Below are 21637 nucleotides of genomic sequence, written 5' to 3'. Positions count from 1 at the left end.
CCCCCGTCTTGGCATCAAGGGAGGTACCAGGGGTGGACTTCTTCCTCTACTCCAAGTTCGGGCAGATGATCTTCGCCGTCATCGTGCTCGCGGTGGTCGTCGGGATCATTCTTTTCCTCGCGAGCCTGGCGGACCGGTTCGCCGGCCGCTCGCGCACGCTCTGGATGGTGCTCTGCTTCGGCGGCCCGGCCGCGTTCCTGCTGACGCTGGGGCTCATCTACCCCGCGATCCGCACGACGGTCATGTCGTTCATGGACCGCACCAGCCAGAACTGGGTCGGCTGGGCCAACTACGAGTGGGTCTTCACGAACCCCGACTCGCTGCAGTCGTTCATCAACACCTTCTGGTGGGTGGTGCTCGTGCCCACCGTGTCGACCACCGTGGGGCTGCTGTACGCGATCCTCGTCGACAAGGCGCGCTTCGAGAAGATCGCCAAGACGCTGCTGTTCGTGCCGATGGCCATCTCGTTCGTCGGCGCGGGGATCATCTGGAAGTTCGTCTACGAGTACCGCGGCGCCGCCCAGGACCAGATCGGCCTGCTGAACGCGATCATCGTCGGCCTCGGGTTCGAGCCGCTGCGCTTCCTCCAGGACGCGCCGTGGAACACGTTCTTCCTCATCATCGTGATGATCTGGATCCAGGCCGGCTTCGCCATGGTGCTGCTCTCGGCGGCGATCAAGGCGATCCCGGACGACATCGTCGAGGCCGCCCGCCTCGACGGCGTCAACGCCTGGCAGATGTTCCGCAACATCACGGTGCCGAGCATCCGGCCCACGCTGGTCGTGGTGGTCACCACCATCACCATCGCGACGCTGAAGATCTTCGACATCCCGCGGGCCATGACCGGCGCCCGGTTCGACACCCAGGTGCTGGCGAACATGATGTACGACCAGTCCTTCACGTTCGGCAACACCGGCACCGGCTCGGCGCTCGCCGTCGTCATCTTCCTGCTGGTGATCCCGATCGTCGTGTTCAACGTGCGTCAGATGATCAAGAACCGGGAGGTGCGAGGAGCATGAGCGGAACCACGCCGGCCAACCCGGCCGTCGCCGTCGAGGGCCGTTCCCGCACCCTGCCGGACCCGATGGGCTCGGCCGAGCCGCGGCTCGGCGGCCCGGCCAGGGCGAGGCAGATGCTCAGCTCGCGCGTGGGCTCCGCCGTCGCCATCGTCATCGCCCTGCTGTGGACGGTTCCGATCGTCGGCATGCTGGTCAGCTCCGTGCGGCCCGAGGGGGACATCCGCACCTCGGGCTGGTGGACGTTCTTCGCGAACCCCGCCTTCACGACCGCGAACTACCAGGAGGTGCTGTTCGGGCGAGCCTCCTCCGGGCAGCTGTCGACGTTCTTCGTCAACTCGCTGGTGATCACCGTGCCGGGCACCCTCATCCCGCTGGTCGCGGCGACCATGGCGGCGTACGCGTTCTCCGTGCTGAAGTGGCGCGGGCGGGACACCGTCTTCGTCATCGTCTTCGCCCTGCAGATCGTGCCGCTGCAGATGGCGCTGATCCCGCTGCTGCGGATCTTCGCCGGCTCGGCGGCGCTCGAGGCGTTCCCGTACCTCGCCGTGTGGGTGGCGCACGCGTGCTTCGCCATGCCGCTGGCCACGTTCCTCCTGCACAACTTCATGGCGGAGGTGCCGCGCGAGCTGATCGAGGCGGCGCGGGTGGACGGTGCCGGGCACGTGACCGTGTTCCTGAAGGTCATGCTCCCGCTGCTCGTCCCGGCGATCGCCAGCTTCGCGATCTTCCAGTTCCTGTGGGTGTGGAACGACCTGCTGGTCGGCCTGACCTTCACCGGCGGGAACAACGCGGTCCAGCCGCTGACCGCGCGCCTGGCGGAGATGGCCGGCTCCCGCGGGCAGGACTGGCACCTGCTCACCTCCGGGGCGTTCGTGTCGATCATCGTGCCGCTGATCGTGTTCCTGGCCCTGCAGAAGTACTTCGTGCGCGGCCTCCTCGCGGGGTCCGTCAAGGGCTGAGCCGGGACCCCGGGGCCCGTCCGACCTTCGTGGTCGGGCGGGCCCTCGGCCTGCTCACGGCGATGTCTCCTGCCGGGAACGGCGGCCTCTTCCCGGGGACGGCGCTCGTCCCGGTGCCGGCGCGCTCCGTCGTCGTCCGTCAGCCGGCAGCGGGCGGGGCGATCTCCACACGGACGTGCGCGTCCACCGTCAGGAAGACGCCGAGCGCCGTCGCCTCGGCGACGACGTCGTCGTCGTGGCCCCGCGGCAACGCGGACCTCGGGCGGACCGTCAGTATGAAGCCGTCCCCTCACCGCCGCAGCGTCCAGGCGGCGCGGACGGCCGCGTCGACCGGCGTGCCGACCGCCCCGCCCGGGCCGCCCTGCGGCAGGTCGAGCAGCTCGCCCCTGCGGTCCGACGAAGGTGCTCGAGCAGCTCCGGCACCGGGATCGCTGCCCTCGCGAGCAGCTGCTGGCGCTGCAGGGTGGAGCGGCCCAGCACCTGGTTGCTGAGCGTCGCGGAGGCACCGGCCGGCACCCAGACAGTGTGTCAGCCGGGACCGGCGGCCCTTGCCCGGCCCCCTCGTGCGCGGGATGCTCGGCGTGGCGGAACGCGACGTCGCGGGCGCCCGGGACGCGGCGGGCCCGAGCCGCGGGGACGGGAGTGACGATGGAGATCGTCGAGGGAACGCTGACCGGTGGACTGCCGTACCTGGCGTTCGGCGGGGGACCGGCGCTCGTCGTGCTGGCCGGCCTGGAGGCCGAGAACGCCAACCCCACCGGGGCGACCCGTGCCCAGGAGCTGCGCGGCCTGCGCGGGTACGCGCAGCACTTCCGGGTGCACGTGGTGCGGCGCCCGCCCGGCCTGACTGCCGGTGTCACCATGGCGGGCCTGGCGGACCTGCACGCCCGGGCGCTCGCGGACCGGTTCGGCGAGCCCGTCGACGTGCTCGGCTCCTCCACCGGCGGTTCGGTCGCGTTGCAGCTGGCGGTCGACCATCCGGACGCAGTGCGCCGGCTCGTGCTGCAGTCGGCGGCGTGCCGCCTCTCCGACCGTGGACGCGCCGCCCAGCGGCGTCTCGCGGAGCACGCCGCGGCGGGCGAGTACGCGCGGGGCGTCGCGGAGCTCGCACCGGTGATGACGGCGACGGCGGCGGGCGCCCTCGTCATGGGTGCCGTCCTCCGGCTCGCCGGGCGCTCCATGGTGCCGGCGGACCCGACCGACCTGCTCAGGACCATCGACGCCGAGGACGCGTTCGACGTGTGCGACCGGCTCGGCGCCGTCCGCGCCCCGACGCTCGTGGTCGCCGGGGCCCGCGACGGCTTCTACAGCCCCGAACTGTTCCGCCGCACGGCGGCCGGCATCCCGGGCGGCCGGCTGCGGCTGTACCCGCGCATGGGGCACGTCGGCCCGTTCATGAGCGGTCGCGTCCGCGCCGACGTCCTGCGGTTCCTCGCGGGCGAACCCGTGGGAGCCGTGGCTCCCGCGGTCCGCGGGACGTGGGCCGGCTGACGTTCACGCACGGAGGAGCCGCCCCGCGGGGGAACGGGGCGGCTCCTGCTCGTCACCGCCGCCCACGGGCGGCGGGGGCACTCACCGGCCGGCGGGGCCGGACGGGCTGAGCTGGGCGACGGCGTCGGCCGGGTCCAGGGAGGCGCCGCGGTTGTACGGCAGCTTGGACAGCGCCGCGCCCATGGCGCACGTGTTGGTCAGCGCGGCCGCCGTGAGCCCGCCGCCGAGGGCGGCGGCGAGCCACTTGGCCCCGGGGACGCGGGTGCTGGCCAGGATGCTGGTGAGCACGACCGATCCGGCGACGAGGCGAACCTGCCGCTCGAGGTCCCACCTGCTCCGCCCCCGGTTCACCTCCCCGCCGGCGGACTGCCAGGCCTGCATGCCGCCCTCGAGAAGGTGGAGGTTCGGCAGCCCGGCGGCGGCCAGCGCCTCGCGGGCCTGGCTCGCACGCTGCCCCGAGCGGCAGATCAGGACGACGTCCTCGTCCAGACGCCGGGCGATCTCCTCCCGGTGCTCCCGGAGGGTGTCCAGCGGCACGTTGTACGCCCCGGGGATGTGGACCGTCTCGAACTCGGCGGGGGTGCGGACGTCGATGAGCCGGGGCGGCGTCGCGGAGCCCAGCCGCTCGGCCAGCGTCTGCGGGTCGAGCACGGCCGAGCGGGCGGGGGTCGTCATGTCGGTGTTGAGCGCTGTCACGAATCCGTTTCCTGAGCTGGGGGACAAGACGGCGCCGTCCGGCGCCTGCCGGTCCCACGATACCCGAGGGGGTATTCGGCGCAACGTGACGTCCCCCTCGTGGCACCCCGGCCCACCTCGGTCAGGGGAGGAGCAGCACCTTGCCGAACACGGCCCCGGAGTCGAGAAGCTCGTGAGCCCGGGCCGCCTCGGCGAGCGGGAGCCGTTCGGCGACCACGGGGCGCAGGCGTCCGTCGTCGAGCAGGGGCCAGGCGCGCCCGCGGACGTCCGCGACGATCGCCGCCTTCTCCGCGAGCGGCCGGGCGCGCAGCGTGGTGGCGTGCACGCTGGCCCGCTTCGTCATGAGCCGGCCGAGGTCGATCTCGCCCTTGCGACCCTTCTGCGTGCCGATGACCACGAGCCGGCCGCCGGTCGCGAGGCTGCGCACGTTCTGGTCCAGACCGCCGGCACCCAGGACGTCGAGGATGACGTCGACGCCCCTCCCGTCCGTCGCCTCCTCCACGGCGGCGACGACGTCCTGCGCGCGGTGGTCGATGGCGACGTCGGCACCGAGCTCCCGGCACCGCGCCGCCCGATCCGGCCCGCCGGCCGTCGTCAGCACCCGGGCCCCGACGGCGGAGGCGAGCTGGATCGCCGCCGACCCGACGCCGCCGGAGCCGCCGTGGATCAGCACCGTCTCGCCCTCGCGCAGCCCGCCGGTGCCGACCAGGTTCGACCACGCGGTGCACACGGCCTCGGGGAGCGCGGCGGCGTCGACGAGATCCATGCCGGCGGGTGCCGGGAGCAGCTGACCGGCCGGCACGGCGACCAGCTCGGCGTAGCCGCCGCCAGCGAGCAGGGCGCACACCTCGTCGCCCTCGGCCCAGCCGGTGACGCCGCCGCCGACGGCGGCGACCGTGCCGGAGACCTCGAGGCCGAGCAGCTCGCTGGCACCCGGCGGGGGCGGGTAGTGCCCGGCGCGCTGGAGCAGGTCAGCCCGGTTCACGCCGGCGGCGGACACTCGCACCAGCACCTCGCCGGGGCCCGGTCGGGGGTCGGGGACGTCGCTGAGCAGCAGGTCTGAGTCGTCGGTGATTGTGATGGCGCGCATGGCCCCATCGTGCCGGACGCGGTGGGAGGGGCGGAGCCCGGGGCTGACCGGCAGGCCCTGCGCCGGGCCTGCCGTCCGGCTCGCCTACACTGGTGGGCGCCGTCGGCTGCCCTGTGGACGCCGGGGCAGGGAGGGCTGACAGAGCGGCCGAATGTGACGGTCTTGAAAACCGTTGTGGGGCGACCCACCAAGGGTTCGAATCCCTTGCCCTCCGCCGTCCGGCCCGTTTTGGCCCGTGAGCCGGTGGCCGGGTAACCTGTTCGGTGACCTGGAGACGTCGCATAGTCTGGTCTAGTGCGCATCCCTGCTAAGGATGTGACGGGGTAACCCGTCCGTGGGTTCAAATCCCACCGTCTCCGCTCGTGTGACGTCGCAGGACGTCAGGAAGAAGCCCGGTCCCTCAGCTCGAGGGGCCGGGCTTCTTCCGCGCTGGCACGGACGGCGATGTCCGGAGCGCGGTCATGCTGTCGGGCGTGGCGACGAGTGCTCACATGATCCCGGTGCCCAGGCTGATGATGTTGCCGTCGGGATCGTCGAACCACACGCCGCGCCCGTCGCCGAACGTCGCGACATCGCCGTCCCACTCGATGCCCTCCATCTCGAAGGTCTGGAACTTCACGCCCTTGTCGCGAAGGCTCTGGACCTCTGTGTCGAAGTCGGCCTGCGGAGTCTCGAAGGCCATGGCCGTGGCCTTGTTGGTCCCCGCGTAGGACGACTCGTACACGAGGAACTGCCCGGACCCGGCGGTGTACATGATCCCGCCGACCTCCTCCCTCCCGGGCGCGAAGCCGAGCGTGCCCTCGTAGAAGGACCGCGCGGCGGAGAGGTCCTTGACGGCGAGGGCGGGAACCGGGCTGTAGGCGGAGAGCATGGCGGCCTCCCGTGCGGGTCGGGCGACCATCGACCGACCGGCGACTCGACGCTAGATCTGGTGCCGTGCCCGGTCAAGGCTCCGGTGCCGTGCGGGAGCGAGTTCATCCCCCGTCGCGGCCGAGATCATCCTGGCGTCCCACAGCGTGCCCCGGCCGTCTGCGCGTCCCGGCCGTGACCGCGACGTGCGCCAGGGTGACCGGGGTGCCGGCACGCAGCGTCGCGGGGATCTCGGCGACGGCCTCGACGTGCTCCACGAGCGCCCGGAGCGCCTCGTCGTCGGCGCCGCCGGAGATCTCGACGTCGTAGCTGATCCCCGTGGAGCGGGCCGGCTCGCCGGCGAAGCCGCCGTCGACCCGCACCACCACGCGCTCGAGGGCGATCCCGCGCGCGGCCGCCTCCCGGAAGAGGTCGTTGGACACGCAGCCGGCTACGGCGAGGTGCAGCAGCTCGCCGCCGCTGAACCCCCTGCCTCCACCGCCGGCCTCCGGCGGCCGGTCGACCACCACGGTGTGCGGACCGGCGCTGCCCAGGGCGGTGACCTGCCCGTCGACGTTGCGCACCTCGACCTCGAACCCCATCGTCGTCACCTCTTCCGGCGGACGCGGACCTGCGTGCTCCGAGCGTGGCACGGACCGGGGCGGGACGGTGCGGGACCGGGGCGGCAGGTGAGTGCTGGTGCGTCCTCCGGTGACGCGGCTCACCGTCCCCGCGTTTGGACCGCCGCGCCCGGCGCGCTAGAGTCTTCTTCGGCCCACAAGGCCACGCGCCCGTAGCTCAATGGATAGAGCATCTGACTACGGATCAGAAGGTTGGGGGTTCGAGTCCCTTCGGGCGCACAGAGAGAGGCCCGGAACCGCAACGGTTCCGGGCCTTCTTCGTTCCCCGCCACCGCCAGGTGCACACGTGCGCGCTCGGGCGGCGGACGCACGAGTGGAGTCTCCGCCGGTGTGGGCTCCGGGGCCCGCTCGCGCCTCGGTGCGGCCAGTCGTCCGCCGAGGGTCCTCGAGAAATAGGGCTGTGGCACCGACCGTGCCTATAGTGGTTGAGCATTCAATTACCGGCGTGGATGGTCGCCGGCACGAGAAAGGAAGTACAGACGTGGTCGTTTACAACGAGCTCATCGCCATCACGGCGGGAGCAGGGTTGCTCGGCTTTGCGAAGTTCCTCTCGCATCTGACCCGCAAGGAGCGGATCAACAGCGAGGGGTGGGCGGCGTTCTTCGGAGTTGCTGGTCTGCTCCTGTTCGTCCTGGGGCTGCACACCACGGTGACCTGGCCTTACGGCGGTGACGGGTTCGAGTACGCCAACCTCGCCTTCGGTCAGCCGGCCGCAGGCTTCGGCGCGCTGCTGCTCGGGGCCTCGGTGTACCTGTGGCGTCACCGGTCGCTCTATGACGGTGACATCGACGCCGCGAACGCCAGGACGCTGGACTCTCTCCGGCCCACAGGCATCTTTGTCGGCGTGCTCGGCCTGGGGATGGCCGTCCTCGCGGTGTCGTTCGTCCGCTACCAGCTCGGTGCGGCCCCGCCGGAGGAGCCGATCACCGGCCGTTTCGGCCACCTGCCGCTCCTGGAGGCGCTGTTCCTCGGTGGCCTGTGGGGCGTCGTCGCCGTGGGCGCGCTGCTCTTCGCCGTCGCGCTCTGGACGGACCGTCCGGGCCTCCTGCGGTGGGCGGTTCGGGCCTGGGCCGTCGGCGGGCTCGCGTTCGCACTCTTCGGCGCGATGAACTACTACACGCACATCGGTATGTACTACAACATCGCCCACGGCACGATGATCAAGTGGTAGCCGCGTCCTGAGGCGGCCGCGTCCCGGACGCGCACGAGGCCCTGACCGGCGGTCGCCGGTCAGGGCCTCGTCCGTGCCTAGGCGGTGATCTGCAGCTCCGACAGCGCGTCGGTGAGCAGTGCGACGAGCGCGTCCAGCTGCACGTCGGTCGACGAGGACATCTCCTCGTCCGACCCGTCGAGCGCCCGCGCGGCGAGCCCCGCCTTGCTGTCGATCAGCTCCGCGATCCGGGCGTCGAGGGTCTGGGCCGCGATGATCCGCCACGCGGTGACGGGCTCCGCCTGACCGATGCGGTGGATGCGGTCGATCGCCTGGGTCTGCTCCGCGTCGGTCCACGAAAGCTCCGCGAGGACCATGTTGGACGCCGCCTGCAGGTTGAGTCCCACGCCGGCGGCGGTGAGCGAGCACACCGCGACGGCGACCTCGGGATCGTTGGTGAACGCGTCAATGGCCTTCTGGCGTGCCGTCGACGACTGGTCGCCACGGATCGACACGAACCGGATGCCGCGCCCGGCGAAGACCTCCTCGGCCGCGTCCATCACGTCGACGTGCTTGGCGAAGAAGACCACCTTGCCGACGCTGCGCACCAGCTGTGCGGCGTAGTCCGCCGCGGGCCCTGCCTTCGCCTGGCCGATGCGCCGCATCATGCTGAAGACGTTCTCGTCGGACTTTTTCGTGGCCTTGGCCGCGAGCTCCCGCCGGGCGACCTGACGCGCGAGCTCGAGGTCGATGCCCGCGGGGACGTCGGGACCGCGGGCCTCGAGCGCCCGCTCGTAGTACGACACGAGGCGGCGGGCGAGCGCCTGCTCGGACGCCCGGATCGAGCTGGCGGCGGCGTCGTCGAGCTCGACGGGCAGGTCGGCGACGCGGCGGGCCGGGATGTCCGCCGCCACGTCGATCTTGCGCCGCCGGACGATCCCCCGCTCGACGACGCTGGAGCGTGCCGCCGGGTAGAAGGCGTGGTCCGCGGGAGTCAGGCCGGTCTCCTCGAGCGCCTCCATGAGCTCGCCGAGCGGCCGCTTGTCGTCGATCCAGCCGAGGAACTGCCAGATCGCGCGGAAGTCCTCGATGTCGTTGATCAGCGGCGTCCCCGTCAGGGCCACCATCAGCGGGTTGCCCGTGCGGAATCGGATCCGGTCGGCGATCTGCAGCACGTGCTGGGAGCGCTGCGACTTCTTGTTCTTGATGTAGTGCGCCTCGTCGACCACCATGCCGCGGAAACCGAGCTCGCCGATCCACCCCACGTGCCGGTCGAGCACCTCGTAGTTGACGATGACGATGTCGGCGAAGGCGTCGACGGTGTCACCGTCGCCGTGGATCACGGTCGGGCGGCGGTGCGGTGTCCACAGGCCCACCTCGCGCGCCCAGTTCGTCTTGACGACGTTGGGCACGACGACGAGCAGCGGGTAGGCGTTCGCAGCCTGCGCGGCGAGCAGCGCCTGGGCGGTCTTGCCCAGGCCGGGCTCGTCGGCGAGCAGGAAGGTCCGGTGCCCCGCCGCCGCGGCGGCGACCACCCGGGCCTGGTGGGGCATCAGCTCGAGCCCGCCCGCCACGCGGACCGACGACGGCTCGGGCAGGTCCATGCAGGACGAGTCCCCGCCCATCTCGAACGACTTGAACAGCGGCCCGAGCAGCTCCCAGCCGGCGAGGCGGCGCGGCCGCGCCTGCCGCTTCGCGACGGAGGAGTAGTCGGGTGCGAGGAAGGGGTTGGCGAGCTGGCGCGACACGACCGACTGCGGCACCACCTGGCGAGGGGAGGGGCCGGACGCGGCCACAGGCTCGGGCGGCTCGACCTCGTCCGGGGCGACCTCCACGCCCGCCGCGTGCAGCAGCTCCCGCCGGAGCGACCTGGCGGCGTCGGAGATGACGGCGTCGTCGTCCAGCAGCGCGAGCAAGGAGGTGTTGCGGGCCGCAGTCTTGGCGAGGATGACCGCGATGCCGTCGAGGCGCTTGAGCTGCTCCCCGCGGCGAGCCTCACCGATGGACGTGTCCGCCTTCAGGCGGGCACGCTCCTCGCGGACGAGCAGCGCGACGACCTGGAACTTCGTCTTCACCGAAGGCACCACGCGGCCGCGCTGGACGGCGGCCTCGACGTCGCGCACGACCTGGGCCAGCACGGGCATGATGCCGTCGTTGTCGCGGGGGCGGGTGCGAGCTCGCCGCTGGTCGCGGGGGGCTGAACGGCGCGCGCCGGGCTGGCGCTGGGCTCCTCGAGCCACGGGGTCCTCCTCTTGCGCTCCCGTCCGGTCACCGTGGCGGTGACGATCCGCACACGGCCCCGGGGCCGGGACGATGGACTCGGACGGGCGGCCTGGACTGCCCGTCCGGGAGGTGAGCCGGCCCCACGGATCCACGAAGAGATCGACGCGTCGGACGGAAGCGGCCCGCTCACCCTGCAACTCCGGCCCACCGTACGCGGGCCGGCCACCGACGCCGGAGCACGTCGTCGTCGCGAGCGGGCCCGGCAGGTAGCGGTGAGTCCCCATCCTAACGCCTGTCCCCGGCAGGTGGCGGGGCGGGTCCTGCCGTCCCGCCACCCACCGTGGCCGTGCCCTCAGGGCATCAGCTTCTCCATGTCGACCGGCTCGGTGACCAGGCCGTACTCCAGCGAGAGGTCCGCCAGCTCCTGCATGGCCTCCTCGTCCATCTGTGCGCCGAAGTCCTCGATGAGCACCTTCTGCGCCAGGGCGTCGTCCATCTCGAGGAACGTCGTCAGGGTCTCGCGGACCTTGTCGGGGTTCTCCTGGGCGAAGGCCGTCACCTCGTCGACGGCCGCGACGAACTCGTCGACCATCTCCGGGTCCTGCTCCGCCAGGGTGCCCGCGGTGATGACCGACATGGTCGGCACTCCCGGCATGGTCTCCTGGTAGTTGTAGGAGATCAGCTCGTTGCCGCCGTCCTTGAGGATCGTCTGGAACGGCTCGGGCACCCAGGCCGCGTCGATGTTCCCGGCCGACAGCGCCGCCGGCATGTCCGGGAACCCCAGCTCGACGAACTCGACGCCGTTCGGGTCCCCGCCGTCGTCGCTGACGATCTTCTTGATCGACACCTCGCCCATGGTGCGCAGGGTGTTGACCGCGACGGTCTTGCCCTCGAGGTCCTTGGGGGACGCGATGCCCGAGTCCGCCGACGCCCACACCGAGGTGATGTCGTCACCCTCCTTGAGGGAGTGGGAGTAGCCGGTGATCAGCCGGACGTCGAGGCCCTCGCCCTGGGCCAGCATGATGCTCAGCGGGTTGCTGATCGCGAACTGCATCTGACCGGAGACGACGGCGGGGAGCAGGGCCGCGCCGCCCTGGCCGGTCTCGAGGGTCACGTCGAAGCCATGGTCCTCGAAGATGCCCTCGTCGATGCCGAGCTGCAGCGCCGCGCTCGGCACGATGGGGAGCACGCCCATCGTGATCGGCGTCAGCTCGCCGCCGCCACCGGTGGCGCCGCCCGTGGCCGGGGCTGCGCCGTCGTCGGTCGTGCCCCCGCCCGAGCAGGCGGACAGGGTGAGGAGCGCCGCTGCCGTGAGGGTGACACACATCCTTGTGCGCATTGCTGGTCCCTTCGTGTGTTCCCGCGTGCGGGATCTGGGGCCGGCCTAGCCGGCGGGGGTGGTCGCGCCGGCCGTCGGCCGGACGATCCGTTGGAGAAGCTCGCGGAGCGTGTCGCGCTCCGCGGCATGGAGGCCCCCGAGGACCTCGTCGAGCGAGCCGTCCACCTGCTGGCGGGCCCGCCGGTAGAGCGTGCGGCCTGCGGTCGTCAGCACGACCGTCCGCTGGCGCCGGTCCTGGGGGTTGGGCCGGCGCTCCACCAGGCCGCGCCCCTCGAGAGAGTCGACGAGGGCGACGATCTGGCTGGGGTCGAGACGCAGCTCGTCCGCGAGCTCACGCTGGCTGATCCCGCCACGCAGCTCGAGGACGTCCAGCACGGAGTACGTCCTGTGGTTCAGGTCCATCGGCCGGAGCCCGGCGTTGGCGGCCAGGACGCCGCGCGCGCTGGCGAGAGAGAGCAGCAGGCCGATGTTGTCCCGCGGCTGCTCGCCGACCGGCCCCTGGTTCTCGCTCACCCCGCAGACACTAGGAACAACCGTTGTCGATGTCAATGATCGAGGATGTCCACGGAATTGCGGGTCTCGCGCGTCCGCTTGCGGCGGCGTCGGGACCTGTTCCGACGTCGTGCCCGAGCCCTAAGGTCGGACGAGCGAGCACGACGGCGTGGTCAAGGACCGGAGGCCCTTATGGTGCGCAAGCCCACCCTCGTCGCGGGCGTCGACTCCTCGACGCAGTCCTGCACCGTCGTGGTCCGCGACGCGGGGACCGGGGCGCTGCGCCGCACCGGCCGGGCGTCGCACCCGGACGGCACCGAGGTCGACCCCGAGGTCTGGTGGGACGCGCTCCAGGCCGCGGTCGCGGCGGCGGGCGGGCTCGACGACGTCGCCGCGGTCTCGGTCGCCGGACAGCAGCACGGCATGGTGGTCCTCGACGCCGACGGCGAGGTGATCCGCCCCGCCCTGCTGTGGAACGACACCCGCAGCGCCCGTGCGGCCGAGGACCTGATCGCCGAGCTCGAGCCGGGCGACGCCCACCGGCCCGGCCCCACCGCGGCGGACCGGGGCGGAGGGTCCGGCCGGGCGGCGGGCCGGACCGCCGGCGCCGGCCGTGCACCGGACCGCGCGGTGGACCTCGCGGCCGGCCGGGCCGCGTGGGCGGCGGCCACCGGCTCGGTGCCGGTGGCGTCCTTCACCGTCACGAAGCTGCGGTGGCTCGCTGACCACGAGCCCGGGAACGCCGCCCGCGTGGCCGCGGTCGCCCTGCCGCACGACTGGCTCACCTGGCGGCTAGCGGGGTCGCCGGGCCTCGACCGGCTCGTCACGGACCGGTCCGAGGCCTCGGGCACGGGGTACTTCGACACGGCTCGCGGCACCTACCGCCGCGACCTGCTCGGCCTGGCGCTGCGCCGCGACGACGCCGCCAGGATCGTCCTGCCCCGCGTGCTGAGGGCGGGCGAGGCCGCGGGCACCGGCGACCCGGGCCTCGGGCTGGGGCACCTCGTGCTGGGGCCCGGCGCCGGCGACAACGCGGCCGCCGCGCTCGGCCTCGGCATGGGCCCGGGCGACGTCGCGATCTCGATCGGAACCTCCGGCGTCGTCTCCGCCGTCTCCCCGCACCCGGTGGCGGACGACTCCGGGATGGTCGCCGGCTTCGCCGACGCCACCGGCGCCTTTCTCCCCATGGCGGTCACGCTCAACGCGTCCCGCGTCCTCGACGTGGTGGGCAGGCTCCTCGGCGTCGACCATGGCGAGCTGTCCGCCCTCGCGCTCGCCGCCGCCCCGGGGGCGGCCGGCCTGACCCTGGTGCCCTACCTCGAGGGTGAGCGGACCCCGAACCTGCCGGGCGCCACCGGCTCGCTCCTCGGCCTCACGCTCGCCTCGGCGACGCGGGAGAACCTCGCCCGCGCGGCCGTCGAGGCGGTGCTGTGCGGGCTGGCCGACGGGCTGGCCGCGCTGGAGGACGTCGGGGCACCGGTGGAGCGGGTCCGGGTCATCGGCGGAGGGGCGCGGTCCGAGGCGGTGCGCCGCATCGCGCCGACCGTCCTCGGCCGGCCCGTGCAGGTACCGGAACCGGGGGAGTACGCCGCCGACGGCGCGGCCCGCCAGGCCGCCTGGGCGCTCGCCGGCACGGTCGACCCGCCGTCGTGGAGGCCGGCACCCTCGCGCACCTACGACGGCGAGCCCGCGCGCCACGTGCGGGAACGCTACGCGGAGGTGCGGCACCGGCACGTCGCGTCCCCGCACGCCCGTTAACGGCGCCGGCCCGCCATACCGGCCGCCGGGCCGGCGGAGAAGAACATCGACAGCCCGACGCAGAACCCGAGGTCGTACCAGTTGCCGTTGTTGGCGACCTCGTAGATGGACACGTCGTCGTTGAACAGGGAGACGACGAACGTGATCGGCAGGATCAGGCCGTGCCAGAGCCCCCACCAGAATCCCGCCTCGTCCGGGCCGGCCGCCGGGTTGGGCCCGGCCGCGCAGGCGGCGAGGACGACGGCGACGCCGGCCAGCGCGAGCACGGCGGTCCACCGTCGTGCGCGCGCCGGCACGGCCTCCTCGTGGCGCATCAGGCGCCGGCCGGCCCGTGCGGACGGCGCGGCCGGACGGCCTTCCAGATGACGTAGCCGCCGGCACCGATGAGCGCCACCGGCCAGACCAGGTTCGCCAGCTCCAGCGCCCCGGTCGCCTCCAGCGCGGTCAGCACGCCGAGCAGCGTGAGCCCGGCCGCCGGGATCAGCGGCCAGCGCATCCTGGTGCCCGGCAGGACCGCCAGCAGCGCGAACGTCACCGCCATGCCGAAGAACAGCACGGACCCGGCCGTCGCGGCGCTGACCGTGGCCTCGAGCGCGATCATCAGGGCGAGCGTGACGAGCACCCCGCCGGGAATGATCGCCCACCAGGCCGCCCGGTTGCGGGCGTAGACGGCCCAGAACCCCAGGCCGCCGAACCCGAGCAGGAGCGCGGCGCCCCGGTCGTCGTTCGCGACCAGCTCCTCCCACACCGTCACGGACGCGGCCCCCAGGAGCCACCCCGCGGGGATGGCCGCCCACCACTTCTCGCGCTGGGTGAGGAAGACGTAGAGGAACGCACCCGAGCCGGCCGTGAGCGCCACGGTCCAGAAGATCCACTCGCCGGGCAGCACCTCGAGGTAGTCCAGCAGGAGCATGACCCCCGCCAGCAGGAGGAGAACGCCCCATACCGCGCTCGACGGCACGCGGCGCCGGTCCGTCTCGTACGTCGGTCCGACATCGTGCAGCCCCATCGCCACCACTTCCTCTCATCGGGGCCCGGAGTACGGGCCTGGCATGCGAGGGCGCTTCCATCGTCTGGCGCGGACGGGCCGCACGGAAGGGCACAACGTCCCGTCCGGACCTGCCGCGCCGTGGAGATCCAGGGACGGAAGACCCACGCACCGGGCCCTTGGCCCCTGGTGCCTGCGGGGGCGGCGTGGGCACCATGGTGGCCGGGACGACGACGTCCCGTACGGAGGTGGAGACATCATGGATGTCGTTGTGGTGTACGAGACGCACTACGGCCAGACCCGCGAGATCGCCTCGGCGATCGCCGACGGCGCACGCGAGGCCGGCGCGGACGTCACCGTCGTCGGGGTCGAGGAGGCGACGGCGCGGCAGGTCGACGCGGCGGACCTGCTCGTGGTCGGCGGGCCCACGCACATGCTGGGCATGAGCCGGCCCTGGTCGCGCGGCAAGGCGCACCCCCAGGAGATCGGCACGGGCGGTGAGATCGACGACGGCGTGCGCGAGTGGCTCGAGGGCCTGCCCGCGGCGGGCGGGGGCCAGCGGGCGGCCGCGTTCGACACGCGCCTGCCCTCCGCCCTGGCCGGCGGTGCCGCGCACGGCGTAGCACGGGCCCTGCGCAGGCACGGCTTCGAGCTGATCGCCGATCCCGAGGGCTTCGTCGTCGAGGAGGCCGAGGGGCCGCTTCGCGCCGGTGAGGAGGATCGCGCCCGCGAATGGGGCGCCGCCCTGGCGGGGAAGGTCGCCGCGGCCGTGCGATGACCGGCACGGTCTGGGACCGGGGAGAGCCCCGGTTGGCCGGTCCGGACACCGCGCTGAGAGCGGAGCTCCGGACCGCCGCCCAGCACGCCTCGGGCAACGTCCCGGTCGCCGTCGCCACGGACACCGCCGGGCAGGTGCTGGAGGGGATGCGCGGGCGCGCCTTCGACAGCGCCGCCGTCGTCGCCGTCCTCGACGGCGACCGGCTCCGTGGTCTCGTCACCCTCGAGCGCCTGCTCGCCGCGCCGGCGGCCACGCCCCTCGGCGAGATCATGGACGACGCGCCGCCAGTCGTCGCGCCCTCCACCGCGCAGGAGCGGGCGGCCTGGCTCGCCGTCCAGCACGCGGAGCCGACCCTCGCCGTCGTGGACGACGCCGGCCGCTTCGCCGGGCTGGTGGCGGCGCCGACGCTGCTCGGCGTCCTCCTCGAGGAGCATGACGAGGACATGGCGCGGCTCGGCGGGTTCCTCGGGACGGCGGCGACGGCGCGCAGCTCCACGACGGAGCCGGTGCTCCGGCGGCTCTCGCACCGCCTGCCCTGGCTGCTGCTGGGGCTGGCCGGGGCGCTGCTGGCGGCGGTCATCGTCGGGAGCTTCGAGGAGCAGCTCGGCCAGGAGGTGCTGATCGCGTACTTCGTCCCGGGCGTGGTCTACATGGCCGACGCGGTCGGCACCCAGACCGAGGCGCTGGTGATCCGGGGGCTGTCGCTCGGCATCGGGGTGCGGCGCATCGCGGTGCGCGAGGTCGTCACCGGCGTGCTGCTCGGCGCGTTCCTGGGCGGGCTGGCGCTCCCGCTGGTGTGGGCGTTGTGGGGGCGTGCCGACGTTGCGGTGGCCGTCGCGCTGGCCCTGCTCGCCGCCTCGTCGATCGCCTCGCTCATCGCCCTGGCCCTGCCCTGGCTGTTCCACCGGTTCGGCAAGGACCCGGCCTTCGGGTCCGGGCCGCTCGCCACGGTGATCCAGGACGTCCTGACCGTCGCCATCTACCTGCTCGTGGCCACCGCCGTCGTGCTGTGAGCGCACGAGCGAGATGTGTCGAGCTGGTCGACCTTGTCAGCGCTGCGGCGCGGGCGGACGATTGAGTCTCCGGCAACGACGCCGGATCTTCAGCGACGGGGGCGAAGGAGGAATCATGCCCCACACGTCGAGGGCGACTGCCTCGGAGACCGTCGAGGTCGAGGGCTACGAGGGTCACATGGAGAAGCTCGAGGGCGGCTACACGGCGGCGTTCGAGAGGTACACCGCCGACGCGGACCTCGCCCCGCTCCTGGTGGGCCTCCCTGACGACCAGTGCCAGAGCCCCCACTGGGGCTACGTCATCTCCGGCAGGGTGACGTACCGCTCGCGCGCGGGCGACGAGACCTTCGAGGCCGGCGACGCCTACTACGTCCCGCCCGGTCACACGCCGATGCTCTACGCGGGCACCGAGGTCGTCGAGTTCAGCCCGACGGAGGAGCTCCAGCGCACCATCGACCACGCGACCAAGCAGGCGGGCGGCGGCTGAGCCTCCGCCGGCGCAGCCGAAGGTCCCTGGCGGGAGCGCCGTGACGGGTGAACGGTGGTCGTAGGCCGATCGAGAGGTGGCGTCATGACGACGGCAGGCCCAGTCCCTCCACCGCCCCGCCAGTCCGGGACCCCGTGGCCACCCGGTAGCGCCGCTCCGCCGTCGGCCGTCCGCTACGGCCCGGAGGCCTATCGGGGCCAGCCGCCGCGCCCGTCAGCGTGGAGCGGGGCACGCATCGTCGCCGTCCTGCTGGGGATCCTGCTCGCCATCTTCGGTCTCGGCGCGTTCGGCTCCGGTCTCGGCATGGGCTTCCTGCACGTCGTCGCGCGGGACGACGGCTACGTCACCAGCCCCGGCGAGCACGTCACGAGCGAGGGGTACGCCGTCCTGCTCGGCGATGCCGAGGTGAACACCGTCGGCATGCCGGTCGACTGGCCCCAGCGTCTCTTCGGGGACGTGCGCGTCCGCGCGCAGTCGCTCGACGGCGGCGAGATCTTCGTCGGCATCGCCCCGGCGTCCGAGGCGCGGCGCTACCTCGACGGTGTGCACCACGACGAGGTGGGGGACTCGCCCCGGTGGAGCGTCGAGCACGACGGCGGCGCGCCCGCCGTACCGCCGCAGGAGGAGGACTTCTGGCGCGAGCAGGCTGCCGGCCCCGGTGTCCAGACGCTCGAGGTCGACGAGCTGGCGACGGGGCAGTGGGCGCTCGTCGTCATGTCGCCCGACGCCGAGCCCGGCGTCGACGCCCGGGTCGACGTCGGCGCCACGCTGCCGTGGCTGCCCTGGGTGGCGGTCGCGGCCCTGGTGATCGGGCTGCTCGCGCTCGCCGGCGCCGTGGCGCTCATCGTCGCCGCCGCGCGGGGCGCGAGCCGCGACCGTCCGCCGGCCGTGGCGTACGGGCCGTCGGCCCTGGCGGGTGCGCCCGGTGACCCCGGCCGCTCCAGCGGCACCGGCCCGGGTGCGCCGGGTACGGGTCGTCCCTGGGGCGCCGAGCCTCCGGCGCAGGGTGGTCCACCGGCGGACGGCCGAGGGGCGCAGGGTGGTCCACCGGCGGACGGCCGAGGGGCGCAGGGCGGTCCACCGGCGGACGGCGGACCCCGGCGCGGCCCCTGAGCGCGTCTCGACGCCTACCAGCACTCCCGACGCTGGCCGACTCCCTCTCTTCGCGTCGAGTGCGACGTAATCCGCGTAATAACGGCGCCGTAAGGTGAAAAACGTCGCACTCGACGGCGCTGACGTTGGGGGCGGGGCGATCGCGCTCCGTGCGCCCGCACCCGGCCCCGTGCACCCGCACCCGGCCCCGTGCACCCGCACCCGGCCCCGTGCACCCGCACCCGGCCCCGTGCACCCGCACCCGGCCCCGTGCACCCGCGCCGCCCCCCGTGCACAGCACGCGCCCGGCACTGCAGTCGAGCAAGCGCTTGTGTGCAGAAAGACCCGAAACGTCGTCGCATCCCCGGTCAGGCCCGCACTTTGTATACAAACCGTCGTCGTGGGGCTACGGTGAGCCTGTGCGCGCGAGCGAGCGGGTCTATGAGTCCCTCCGGGAGGACATCGTCTCGTGGCGCCTGCTCCCGGGCGCGGTACTGTCCGAGGTCGAGCAGGCGGACCGGCTCGGCGTCTCCCGCACACCCCTGCGGGAGGCCCTCGGCCGGCTGGCGGCCGACGGGCTCGCCGTCGTCGGGAAGGGACGCACCCTCGTCGTCTCGGACCTGCGCGCGGCCGACGTCGAGCACCTCTTCGAGCTGCGGGAGGCCCTCGAGACCCAGGCCGCCCGGCTCGCCGCGCGCCGGCGCAGCGGTGCCACCTTCGCCGCCCTGCGGGACCGCTTCGCCGAGGCGCCCGCGCTGCTGAGCACCGAGGACCCGGACCGGCGCGCCTACTACGCGCTCGTCGCCGAGCTCGACGCCGCGATCGACGAGGCGGCCGCCAGCCCGTACCTGCTGCGCTCGCTCGCCTCGCTGCGCACCCACGTGGCGCGGGCCCGGCGGCTCTCCCGGGACAACCCCGACCGGCTCGTGCGTGCCGCCCACGAGCACCTGCTCATCGTCGAGGCGATCGCCGACGGCAACGAGACCCTGGCCGCCCAGGCCACCGCCGTCCACCTGCGCGCGAGCCTGACCACGATCCTCACCAGCCTGGCCGACGGCCGGGCGCCCGACCCGTCACGACCCGAACCCGCCCTCACCCTTGGAGCATCCCGGTGATCACCCACCACCTCCGTGTCCACCCCAGCGCCGACAACCTTCCCCGCGAGGAGCAGCTCGCCTGGAAGCTGGCCGAGCTCGCCACCGACCCGGTCGAGGTCACCGACGCGGTGACCGAGATGGTGGTCAACCGGGTCATCGACAACGCGGCGGTGGCCACGGCGTCGCTGGTGCGCACGCCCCCGGCGGCGGCCCGCGCCCAGGCGCTGGCCCACCCCTACAGCCCCGGCTCGACCGTCTTCGGCGCCCCGCTCGCCACCCGGGTCAGCCCCGAGTGGGCGGCGTGGGCCAACGGGGTGGCGGTGCGCGAGCTGGACTACCACGACACCTTCCTCGCCGCGGAGTACTCCCACCCCGGCGACAACATCCCGCCGATCCTCGCCGTCGCCCAGCACCTGGCCCAGCGGCGGGGCCTGACCGGGCGCGAGCTGGTGCGCGGCATCGTCACCGGCTACGAGATCCAGGTGGACCTGGTCAAGGCCATCAGCCTGCACCAGCACAAGATCGACCACGTGGCCCACCTCGGCCCCTCGGCGGCCGCGGGGATCGGCACGCTGCTCGGGCTCGACACCGAGGTGGTGTTCCACGCGATCGGGCAGGCCCTGCACACCACGACCGCCACCCGGCAGTCCCGCAAGGGTCAGATCTCCACCTGGAAGGCCTACGCCCCGGCGTTCGCCGGCAAGGTGGCGGTCGAGGCCGTGGACCGGGCCATGCGCGGCCAGACCTCCCCGACGCCGATCTACGAGGGCGAGGACGGCGTCGTCGCCTGGCTGCTCGACGGCCCCGACGCCGCCTACGACGTGGTCCTGCCCGGGCCCGGAGAGCCGCGCACCGCGATCCTGGACACCTACACCAAGGAGCACTCCGCGGAGTACCAGGCCCAGGCGCTCATCGACCTGGCCCGCCGGATCGGCACCCACTACCCGTTCCTGCGCGACGCCGACAACGTCACCTCGATCGTGCTGCACACCTCGCACCACACCCACTTCGTGATCGGCTCGGGCGCGAACGACCCGCAGAAGTACGACCCGACCGCCTCCCGCGAGACTCTGGACCACTCGATCCCCTACATCCTCGCCGTCGCCCTGCAGGACGGCGCCTGGCACCACGTCCGCTCCTACGCCCCCGAGCGGGCCGCCCGCCCGGACACCGTGGCCCTGTGGCGCAAGATCACGACGGCGGAGGACCCGGAGTGGACCCGCCGCTACCACTCGGCGGACCCCGCGGAGAAGGCCTTCGGCGGCCGGCTGGAGATCACCCTGGCCGACGGCGGGCGGATCGTGGAGGAGATCGCCGTGGCCGACGCGCACCCGCTGGGGGCCCGGCCCTTCGGCCGCGAGCAGTACGTGGCCAAGTTCCGCACCCTGGCCGACGGCGTGCTGGAGCCGGCGGAGATCGAGCGGTTCCTCGACGTCGCCCAGCGCCTGCCCGAGCTCGGTGCGGCCGAGCTCGCCGAGCTGACCGTGGTGGCCCCGGAGGGCTACCTCGACACCGTGACCGTTCCCGAGGGGATCTTCTGATGCTGTACTCCGCCACCACCGCCGCCGACAAGCGCGCCCGCCTCCGCGAGCGGCTCGCCTCCGGCGACACCCTGCTCTTCCCCGGCGCCTTCAACCCCCTCTCGGCGAAGCTGATCCAGGACAAGGGGTTCGACGGCGTCTACATCTCCGGCGCCGTGCTCTCCGCCGACCTGGGTTTGCCCGACATCGGGCTGACCACCCTGACCGAGGTGGCCGGCCGGTCCCAGCAGATCGCGCGGGTGACCGACCTGCCGGCCCTGGTGGACGCGGACACCGGCTTCGGCGAGCCGATGAACGTCGCCCGCACCGTCCAGGCGCTCGAGGACGCCGGGGTGGCCGGCCTGCACATCGAGGACCAGGTCAACCCCAAGCGGTGCGGCCACCTCGACGGCAAGCAGGTGGTCGACACCGGCACCGCCGTCAAGCGCATCCGGGCCGCCGCCGACGCCCGCCGCGACCCCAACCTGCTCATCATGGCCCGCACGGACGTCCGGGGGGTCGAGGGCTTCGACGCCGCGGCCGACCGTGCCCGGGCGCTGGTGGACGCCGGGGCGGACGCGATCTTCCCGGAGGCCATGCGTGACCTGGCCGAGTTCGAGGCCATCGCGTCCGCCGTCGACGTGCCCGTGCTGGCCAACATGACCGAGTTCGGCAAGTCCGAGCTGTTCACCACCGAGCAGCTGGCCGACGCCGGCGTCGCCATCGTCATCTTCCCGGTCTCGCTCCTGCGCCTGGCGATGGGGGCCGCCGAACGGGGCCTGGAGACCATCCGCCGCGAGGGATCCCTGAGCTCGGAGCTGGGGAACATGCAGCACCGCGCGCGGCTCTACGAGCTCCTCGACTACGAGGCGTACAACCACTTCGACACCGGCATCTTCAACTTCACCGTCCGCACCGACTGACAGCCCGCCGACCGAACCCGTTTCTGCAGCCA

The 21637-nt window shown here is 73.2% G+C and carries 21 protein-coding genes and 3 tRNA genes; 15 read left to right on the top strand and 9 right to left on the bottom strand.

The window, feature by feature from the left end:
- The first annotated feature begins 65 nt into the window (after window positions 1–65).
- From ABD774_RS14680 to ABD774_RS14670, 3 genes are all read left to right on the top strand, one after another.
- Window positions 66–1019 carry a carbohydrate ABC transporter permease gene (locus ABD774_RS14680; RefSeq protein ID WP_486327326.1) on the top strand — a complete coding sequence of 318 codons (954 nt, stop codon included), beginning with the start codon at window positions 66–68 and terminating at the stop codon, window positions 1017–1019.
- Complete coding sequence (locus ABD774_RS14675) at window positions 1016–1978, top strand: carbohydrate ABC transporter permease (protein WP_425554563.1); 963 nt, start codon at window positions 1016–1018, stop codon at window positions 1976–1978. Before ABD774_RS14680 ends, ABD774_RS14675 begins: the two co-directional genes overlap by 4 nt.
- A 648-nt stretch (window positions 1979–2626) precedes the next feature.
- Entirely contained in the window at window positions 2627–3469 is an 843-nt protein-coding gene (locus tag ABD774_RS14670) for an alpha/beta fold hydrolase (protein ID WP_345042635.1), read from the top strand.
- 81 nt (window positions 3470–3550) lie between these two features.
- Here ABD774_RS14670 and ABD774_RS14665 read toward each other — a convergent pair whose 3' ends face one another.
- On the bottom strand, window positions 3551–4144 hold the full coding sequence (locus ABD774_RS14665; protein WP_486327325.1) for a rhodanese-like domain-containing protein: 594 nt from the start codon (window positions 4142–4144) through the stop codon (window positions 3551–3553).
- Window positions 4145–4286: 142 nt separating this feature from the next.
- Window positions 4287–5255 carry an NAD(P)H-quinone oxidoreductase gene (locus ABD774_RS14660; RefSeq protein ID WP_345042630.1) on the bottom strand — a complete coding sequence of 323 codons (969 nt, stop codon included), beginning with the start codon at window positions 5253–5255 and terminating at the stop codon, window positions 4287–4289.
- Window positions 5256–5384: 129 nt separating this feature from the next.
- Here ABD774_RS14660 and ABD774_RS14655 point away from each other — a divergent pair.
- Window positions 5385–5469, top strand: a tRNA-Ser gene (locus ABD774_RS14655).
- Window positions 5470–5525: 56 nt separating this feature from the next.
- Window positions 5526–5614: transfer RNA gene (locus tag ABD774_RS14650), tRNA-Ser, on the top strand.
- Between the two features lie 128 nt (window positions 5615–5742).
- Here the strand turns inward: ABD774_RS14650 and ABD774_RS14645 are convergent.
- Together ABD774_RS14645 and ABD774_RS14640 are read right to left on the bottom strand one after the other, a co-directional pair.
- The gene (locus ABD774_RS14645; protein WP_345042627.1) at window positions 5743–6156 is read right to left on the bottom strand and encodes a VOC family protein; all 414 of its coding nucleotides are present in this window, start codon (window positions 6154–6156) and stop codon (window positions 5743–5745) included.
- Between the two features lie 73 nt (window positions 6157–6229).
- Window positions 6230–6706 carry an OsmC family protein gene (locus ABD774_RS14640; RefSeq protein WP_345042625.1) on the bottom strand — a complete coding sequence of 159 codons (477 nt, stop codon included), beginning with the start codon at window positions 6704–6706 and terminating at the stop codon, window positions 6230–6232.
- 185 nt (window positions 6707–6891) lie between these two features.
- On the opposite strand from ABD774_RS14640, the gene ABD774_RS14635 reads away from it, so the two are divergent.
- Both ABD774_RS14635 and ABD774_RS14630 read left to right on the top strand, forming a co-directional pair.
- Window positions 6892–6964: transfer RNA gene (locus ABD774_RS14635), tRNA-Arg, on the top strand.
- 262 nt (window positions 6965–7226) lie between these two features.
- Window positions 7227–7916 (top strand): DUF981 domain-containing protein, encoded by a 690-nt coding sequence (locus ABD774_RS14630; protein ID WP_345042623.1) that lies wholly within the window; start codon window positions 7227–7229, stop codon window positions 7914–7916.
- A gap of 77 nt (window positions 7917–7993) precedes the next feature.
- Here ABD774_RS14630 and ABD774_RS14625 read toward each other — a convergent pair whose 3' ends face one another.
- From ABD774_RS14625 to ABD774_RS14615, 3 genes are all read right to left on the bottom strand, one after another.
- A complete protein-coding gene (locus tag ABD774_RS14625; protein ID WP_425554562.1) occupies window positions 7994–10135 on the bottom strand; it encodes a DEAD/DEAH box helicase in 2142 nt (713 codons plus the stop codon).
- Window positions 10136–10470: 335 nt separating this feature from the next.
- Window positions 10471–11445, bottom strand: a complete 975-nt coding sequence (locus tag ABD774_RS14620; protein ID WP_345042620.1) for an ABC transporter substrate-binding protein — start codon at window positions 11443–11445, stop codon at window positions 10471–10473.
- A gap of 57 nt (window positions 11446–11502) precedes the next feature.
- Window positions 11503–11970: a MarR family winged helix-turn-helix transcriptional regulator gene (locus ABD774_RS14615; RefSeq protein ID WP_345042618.1), complete on the bottom strand. Its 468-nt coding sequence runs from the start codon at window positions 11968–11970 to the stop codon at window positions 11503–11505.
- A 171-nt stretch (window positions 11971–12141) separates the two neighbouring features.
- On the opposite strand from ABD774_RS14615, the gene ABD774_RS14610 reads away from it, so the two are divergent.
- A complete protein-coding gene (locus ABD774_RS14610) occupies window positions 12142–13707 on the top strand; it encodes an FGGY family carbohydrate kinase (protein WP_345042615.1) in 1566 nt (521 codons plus the stop codon).
- Here ABD774_RS14610 and ABD774_RS14605 read toward each other — a convergent pair.
- Both ABD774_RS14605 and ABD774_RS14600 read right to left on the bottom strand, forming a co-directional pair.
- Window positions 13704–14021 carry a hypothetical protein gene (locus ABD774_RS14605; protein ID WP_345042613.1) on the bottom strand — a complete coding sequence of 106 codons (318 nt, stop codon included), beginning with the start codon at window positions 14019–14021 and terminating at the stop codon, window positions 13704–13706. The two genes, ABD774_RS14610 and ABD774_RS14605, sit on opposite strands and share 4 nt — an antisense overlap.
- Window positions 14021–14716 (bottom strand): hypothetical protein, encoded by a 696-nt coding sequence (locus ABD774_RS14600; RefSeq protein ID WP_345042611.1) that lies wholly within the window; start codon window positions 14714–14716, stop codon window positions 14021–14023. Before ABD774_RS14600 ends, ABD774_RS14605 begins: the two co-directional genes overlap by 1 nt.
- A 238-nt stretch (window positions 14717–14954) precedes the next feature.
- Between ABD774_RS14600 and ABD774_RS14595 the strand changes: the two genes are divergently transcribed.
- The 7 genes from ABD774_RS14595 to prpB all read left to right on the top strand — a co-directional run bounded on the left by ABD774_RS14595 (window position 14955) and on the right by prpB (window position 21605).
- Window positions 14955–15473 carry a flavodoxin domain-containing protein gene (locus tag ABD774_RS14595; RefSeq protein WP_345042607.1) on the top strand — a complete coding sequence of 173 codons (519 nt, stop codon included), beginning with the start codon at window positions 14955–14957 and terminating at the stop codon, window positions 15471–15473.
- The gene (locus ABD774_RS14590; protein WP_345042605.1) at window positions 15470–16486 is read left to right on the top strand and encodes a magnesium transporter; all 1017 of its coding nucleotides are present in this window, start codon (window positions 15470–15472) and stop codon (window positions 16484–16486) included. Before ABD774_RS14595 ends, ABD774_RS14590 begins: the two co-directional genes overlap by 4 nt.
- A 115-nt stretch (window positions 16487–16601) precedes the next feature.
- Window positions 16602–16973 carry a cupin domain-containing protein gene (locus tag ABD774_RS14585; RefSeq protein WP_345042602.1) on the top strand — a complete coding sequence of 124 codons (372 nt, stop codon included), beginning with the start codon at window positions 16602–16604 and terminating at the stop codon, window positions 16971–16973.
- An 84-nt stretch (window positions 16974–17057) separates the two neighbouring features.
- Window positions 17058–18086, top strand: coding sequence for a hypothetical protein (locus ABD774_RS14580; RefSeq protein ID WP_345042600.1), 1029 nt, complete (start codon window positions 17058–17060; stop codon window positions 18084–18086).
- Window positions 18087–18484: 398 nt separating this feature from the next.
- Entirely contained in the window at window positions 18485–19180 is a 696-nt protein-coding gene (locus tag ABD774_RS14575; protein WP_345042597.1) for a GntR family transcriptional regulator, read from the top strand.
- Window positions 19177–20703, top strand: a complete 1527-nt coding sequence (locus ABD774_RS14570; RefSeq protein WP_345042595.1) for an MmgE/PrpD family protein — start codon at window positions 19177–19179, stop codon at window positions 20701–20703. Before ABD774_RS14575 ends, ABD774_RS14570 begins: the two co-directional genes overlap by 4 nt.
- On the top strand, window positions 20703–21605 hold the full coding sequence (gene prpB, locus ABD774_RS14565; RefSeq protein ID WP_345042593.1) for a methylisocitrate lyase: 903 nt from the start codon (window positions 20703–20705) through the stop codon (window positions 21603–21605). The genes ABD774_RS14570 and prpB overlap by 1 nt, the downstream gene beginning before the upstream one ends.
- Window positions 21606–21637: the final 32 nt, after the last annotated feature.

The sequence above is a fragment of the Georgenia daeguensis genome (genome assembly GCF_039537705.1).
Classification (GTDB): Bacteria; Actinomycetota; Actinomycetes; order Actinomycetales; family Actinomycetaceae; genus Georgenia; species Georgenia daeguensis.
The sequence above is the reverse complement of the archived record's forward strand: the minus strand, read 5'-3'. Positions and strand labels throughout refer to the sequence as shown.

What these genes read in the sequence shown, in the direction of transcription:
- ABD774_RS14680 (WP_486327326.1), top strand. Translation starts at nt 66, where the DNA reads ATGATCTTCGCCGTCATCGTGCTCGCGGTGGTCGTCGGGATCATTCTT.
- ABD774_RS14675 (WP_425554563.1), top strand. Translation starts at nt 1,016, where the DNA reads ATGAGCGGAACCACGCCGGCCAACCCGGCCGTCGCCGTCGAGGGCCGT.
- ABD774_RS14670 (WP_345042635.1), top strand. Translation starts at nt 2,627, where the DNA reads ATGGAGATCGTCGAGGGAACGCTGACCGGTGGACTGCCGTACCTGGCG.
- ABD774_RS14665 (WP_486327325.1), bottom strand. Translation starts at nt 4,144, where the DNA reads ATGACGACCCCCGCCCGCTCGGCCGTGCTCGACCCGCAGACGCTGGCC.
- ABD774_RS14660 (WP_345042630.1), bottom strand. Translation starts at nt 5,255, where the DNA reads ATGCGCGCCATCACAATCACCGACGACTCAGACCTGCTGCTCAGCGAC.
- ABD774_RS14645 (WP_345042627.1), bottom strand. Translation starts at nt 6,156, where the DNA reads ATGGTCGCCCGACCCGCACGGGAGGCCGCCATGCTCTCCGCCTACAGC.
- ABD774_RS14640 (WP_345042625.1), bottom strand. Translation starts at nt 6,706, where the DNA reads ATGGGGTTCGAGGTCGAGGTGCGCAACGTCGACGGGCAGGTCACCGCC.
- ABD774_RS14620 (WP_345042620.1), bottom strand. Translation starts at nt 11,445, where the DNA reads ATGTGTGTCACCCTCACGGCAGCGGCGCTCCTCACCCTGTCCGCCTGC.
- ABD774_RS14610 (WP_345042615.1), top strand. Translation starts at nt 12,142, where the DNA reads ATGGTGCGCAAGCCCACCCTCGTCGCGGGCGTCGACTCCTCGACGCAG.
- ABD774_RS14605 (WP_345042613.1), bottom strand. Translation starts at nt 14,021, where the DNA reads ATGCGCCACGAGGAGGCCGTGCCGGCGCGCGCACGACGGTGGACCGCC.
- ABD774_RS14600 (WP_345042611.1), bottom strand. Translation starts at nt 14,716, where the DNA reads ATGGGGCTGCACGATGTCGGACCGACGTACGAGACGGACCGGCGCCGC.
- ABD774_RS14595 (WP_345042607.1), top strand. Translation starts at nt 14,955, where the DNA reads ATGGATGTCGTTGTGGTGTACGAGACGCACTACGGCCAGACCCGCGAG.
- ABD774_RS14590 (WP_345042605.1), top strand. Translation starts at nt 15,470, where the DNA reads ATGACCGGCACGGTCTGGGACCGGGGAGAGCCCCGGTTGGCCGGTCCG.
- ABD774_RS14585 (WP_345042602.1), top strand. Translation starts at nt 16,602, where the DNA reads ATGCCCCACACGTCGAGGGCGACTGCCTCGGAGACCGTCGAGGTCGAG.
- ABD774_RS14580 (WP_345042600.1), top strand. Translation starts at nt 17,058, where the DNA reads ATGACGACGGCAGGCCCAGTCCCTCCACCGCCCCGCCAGTCCGGGACC.
- prpB (WP_345042593.1), top strand. Translation starts at nt 20,703, where the DNA reads ATGCTGTACTCCGCCACCACCGCCGCCGACAAGCGCGCCCGCCTCCGC.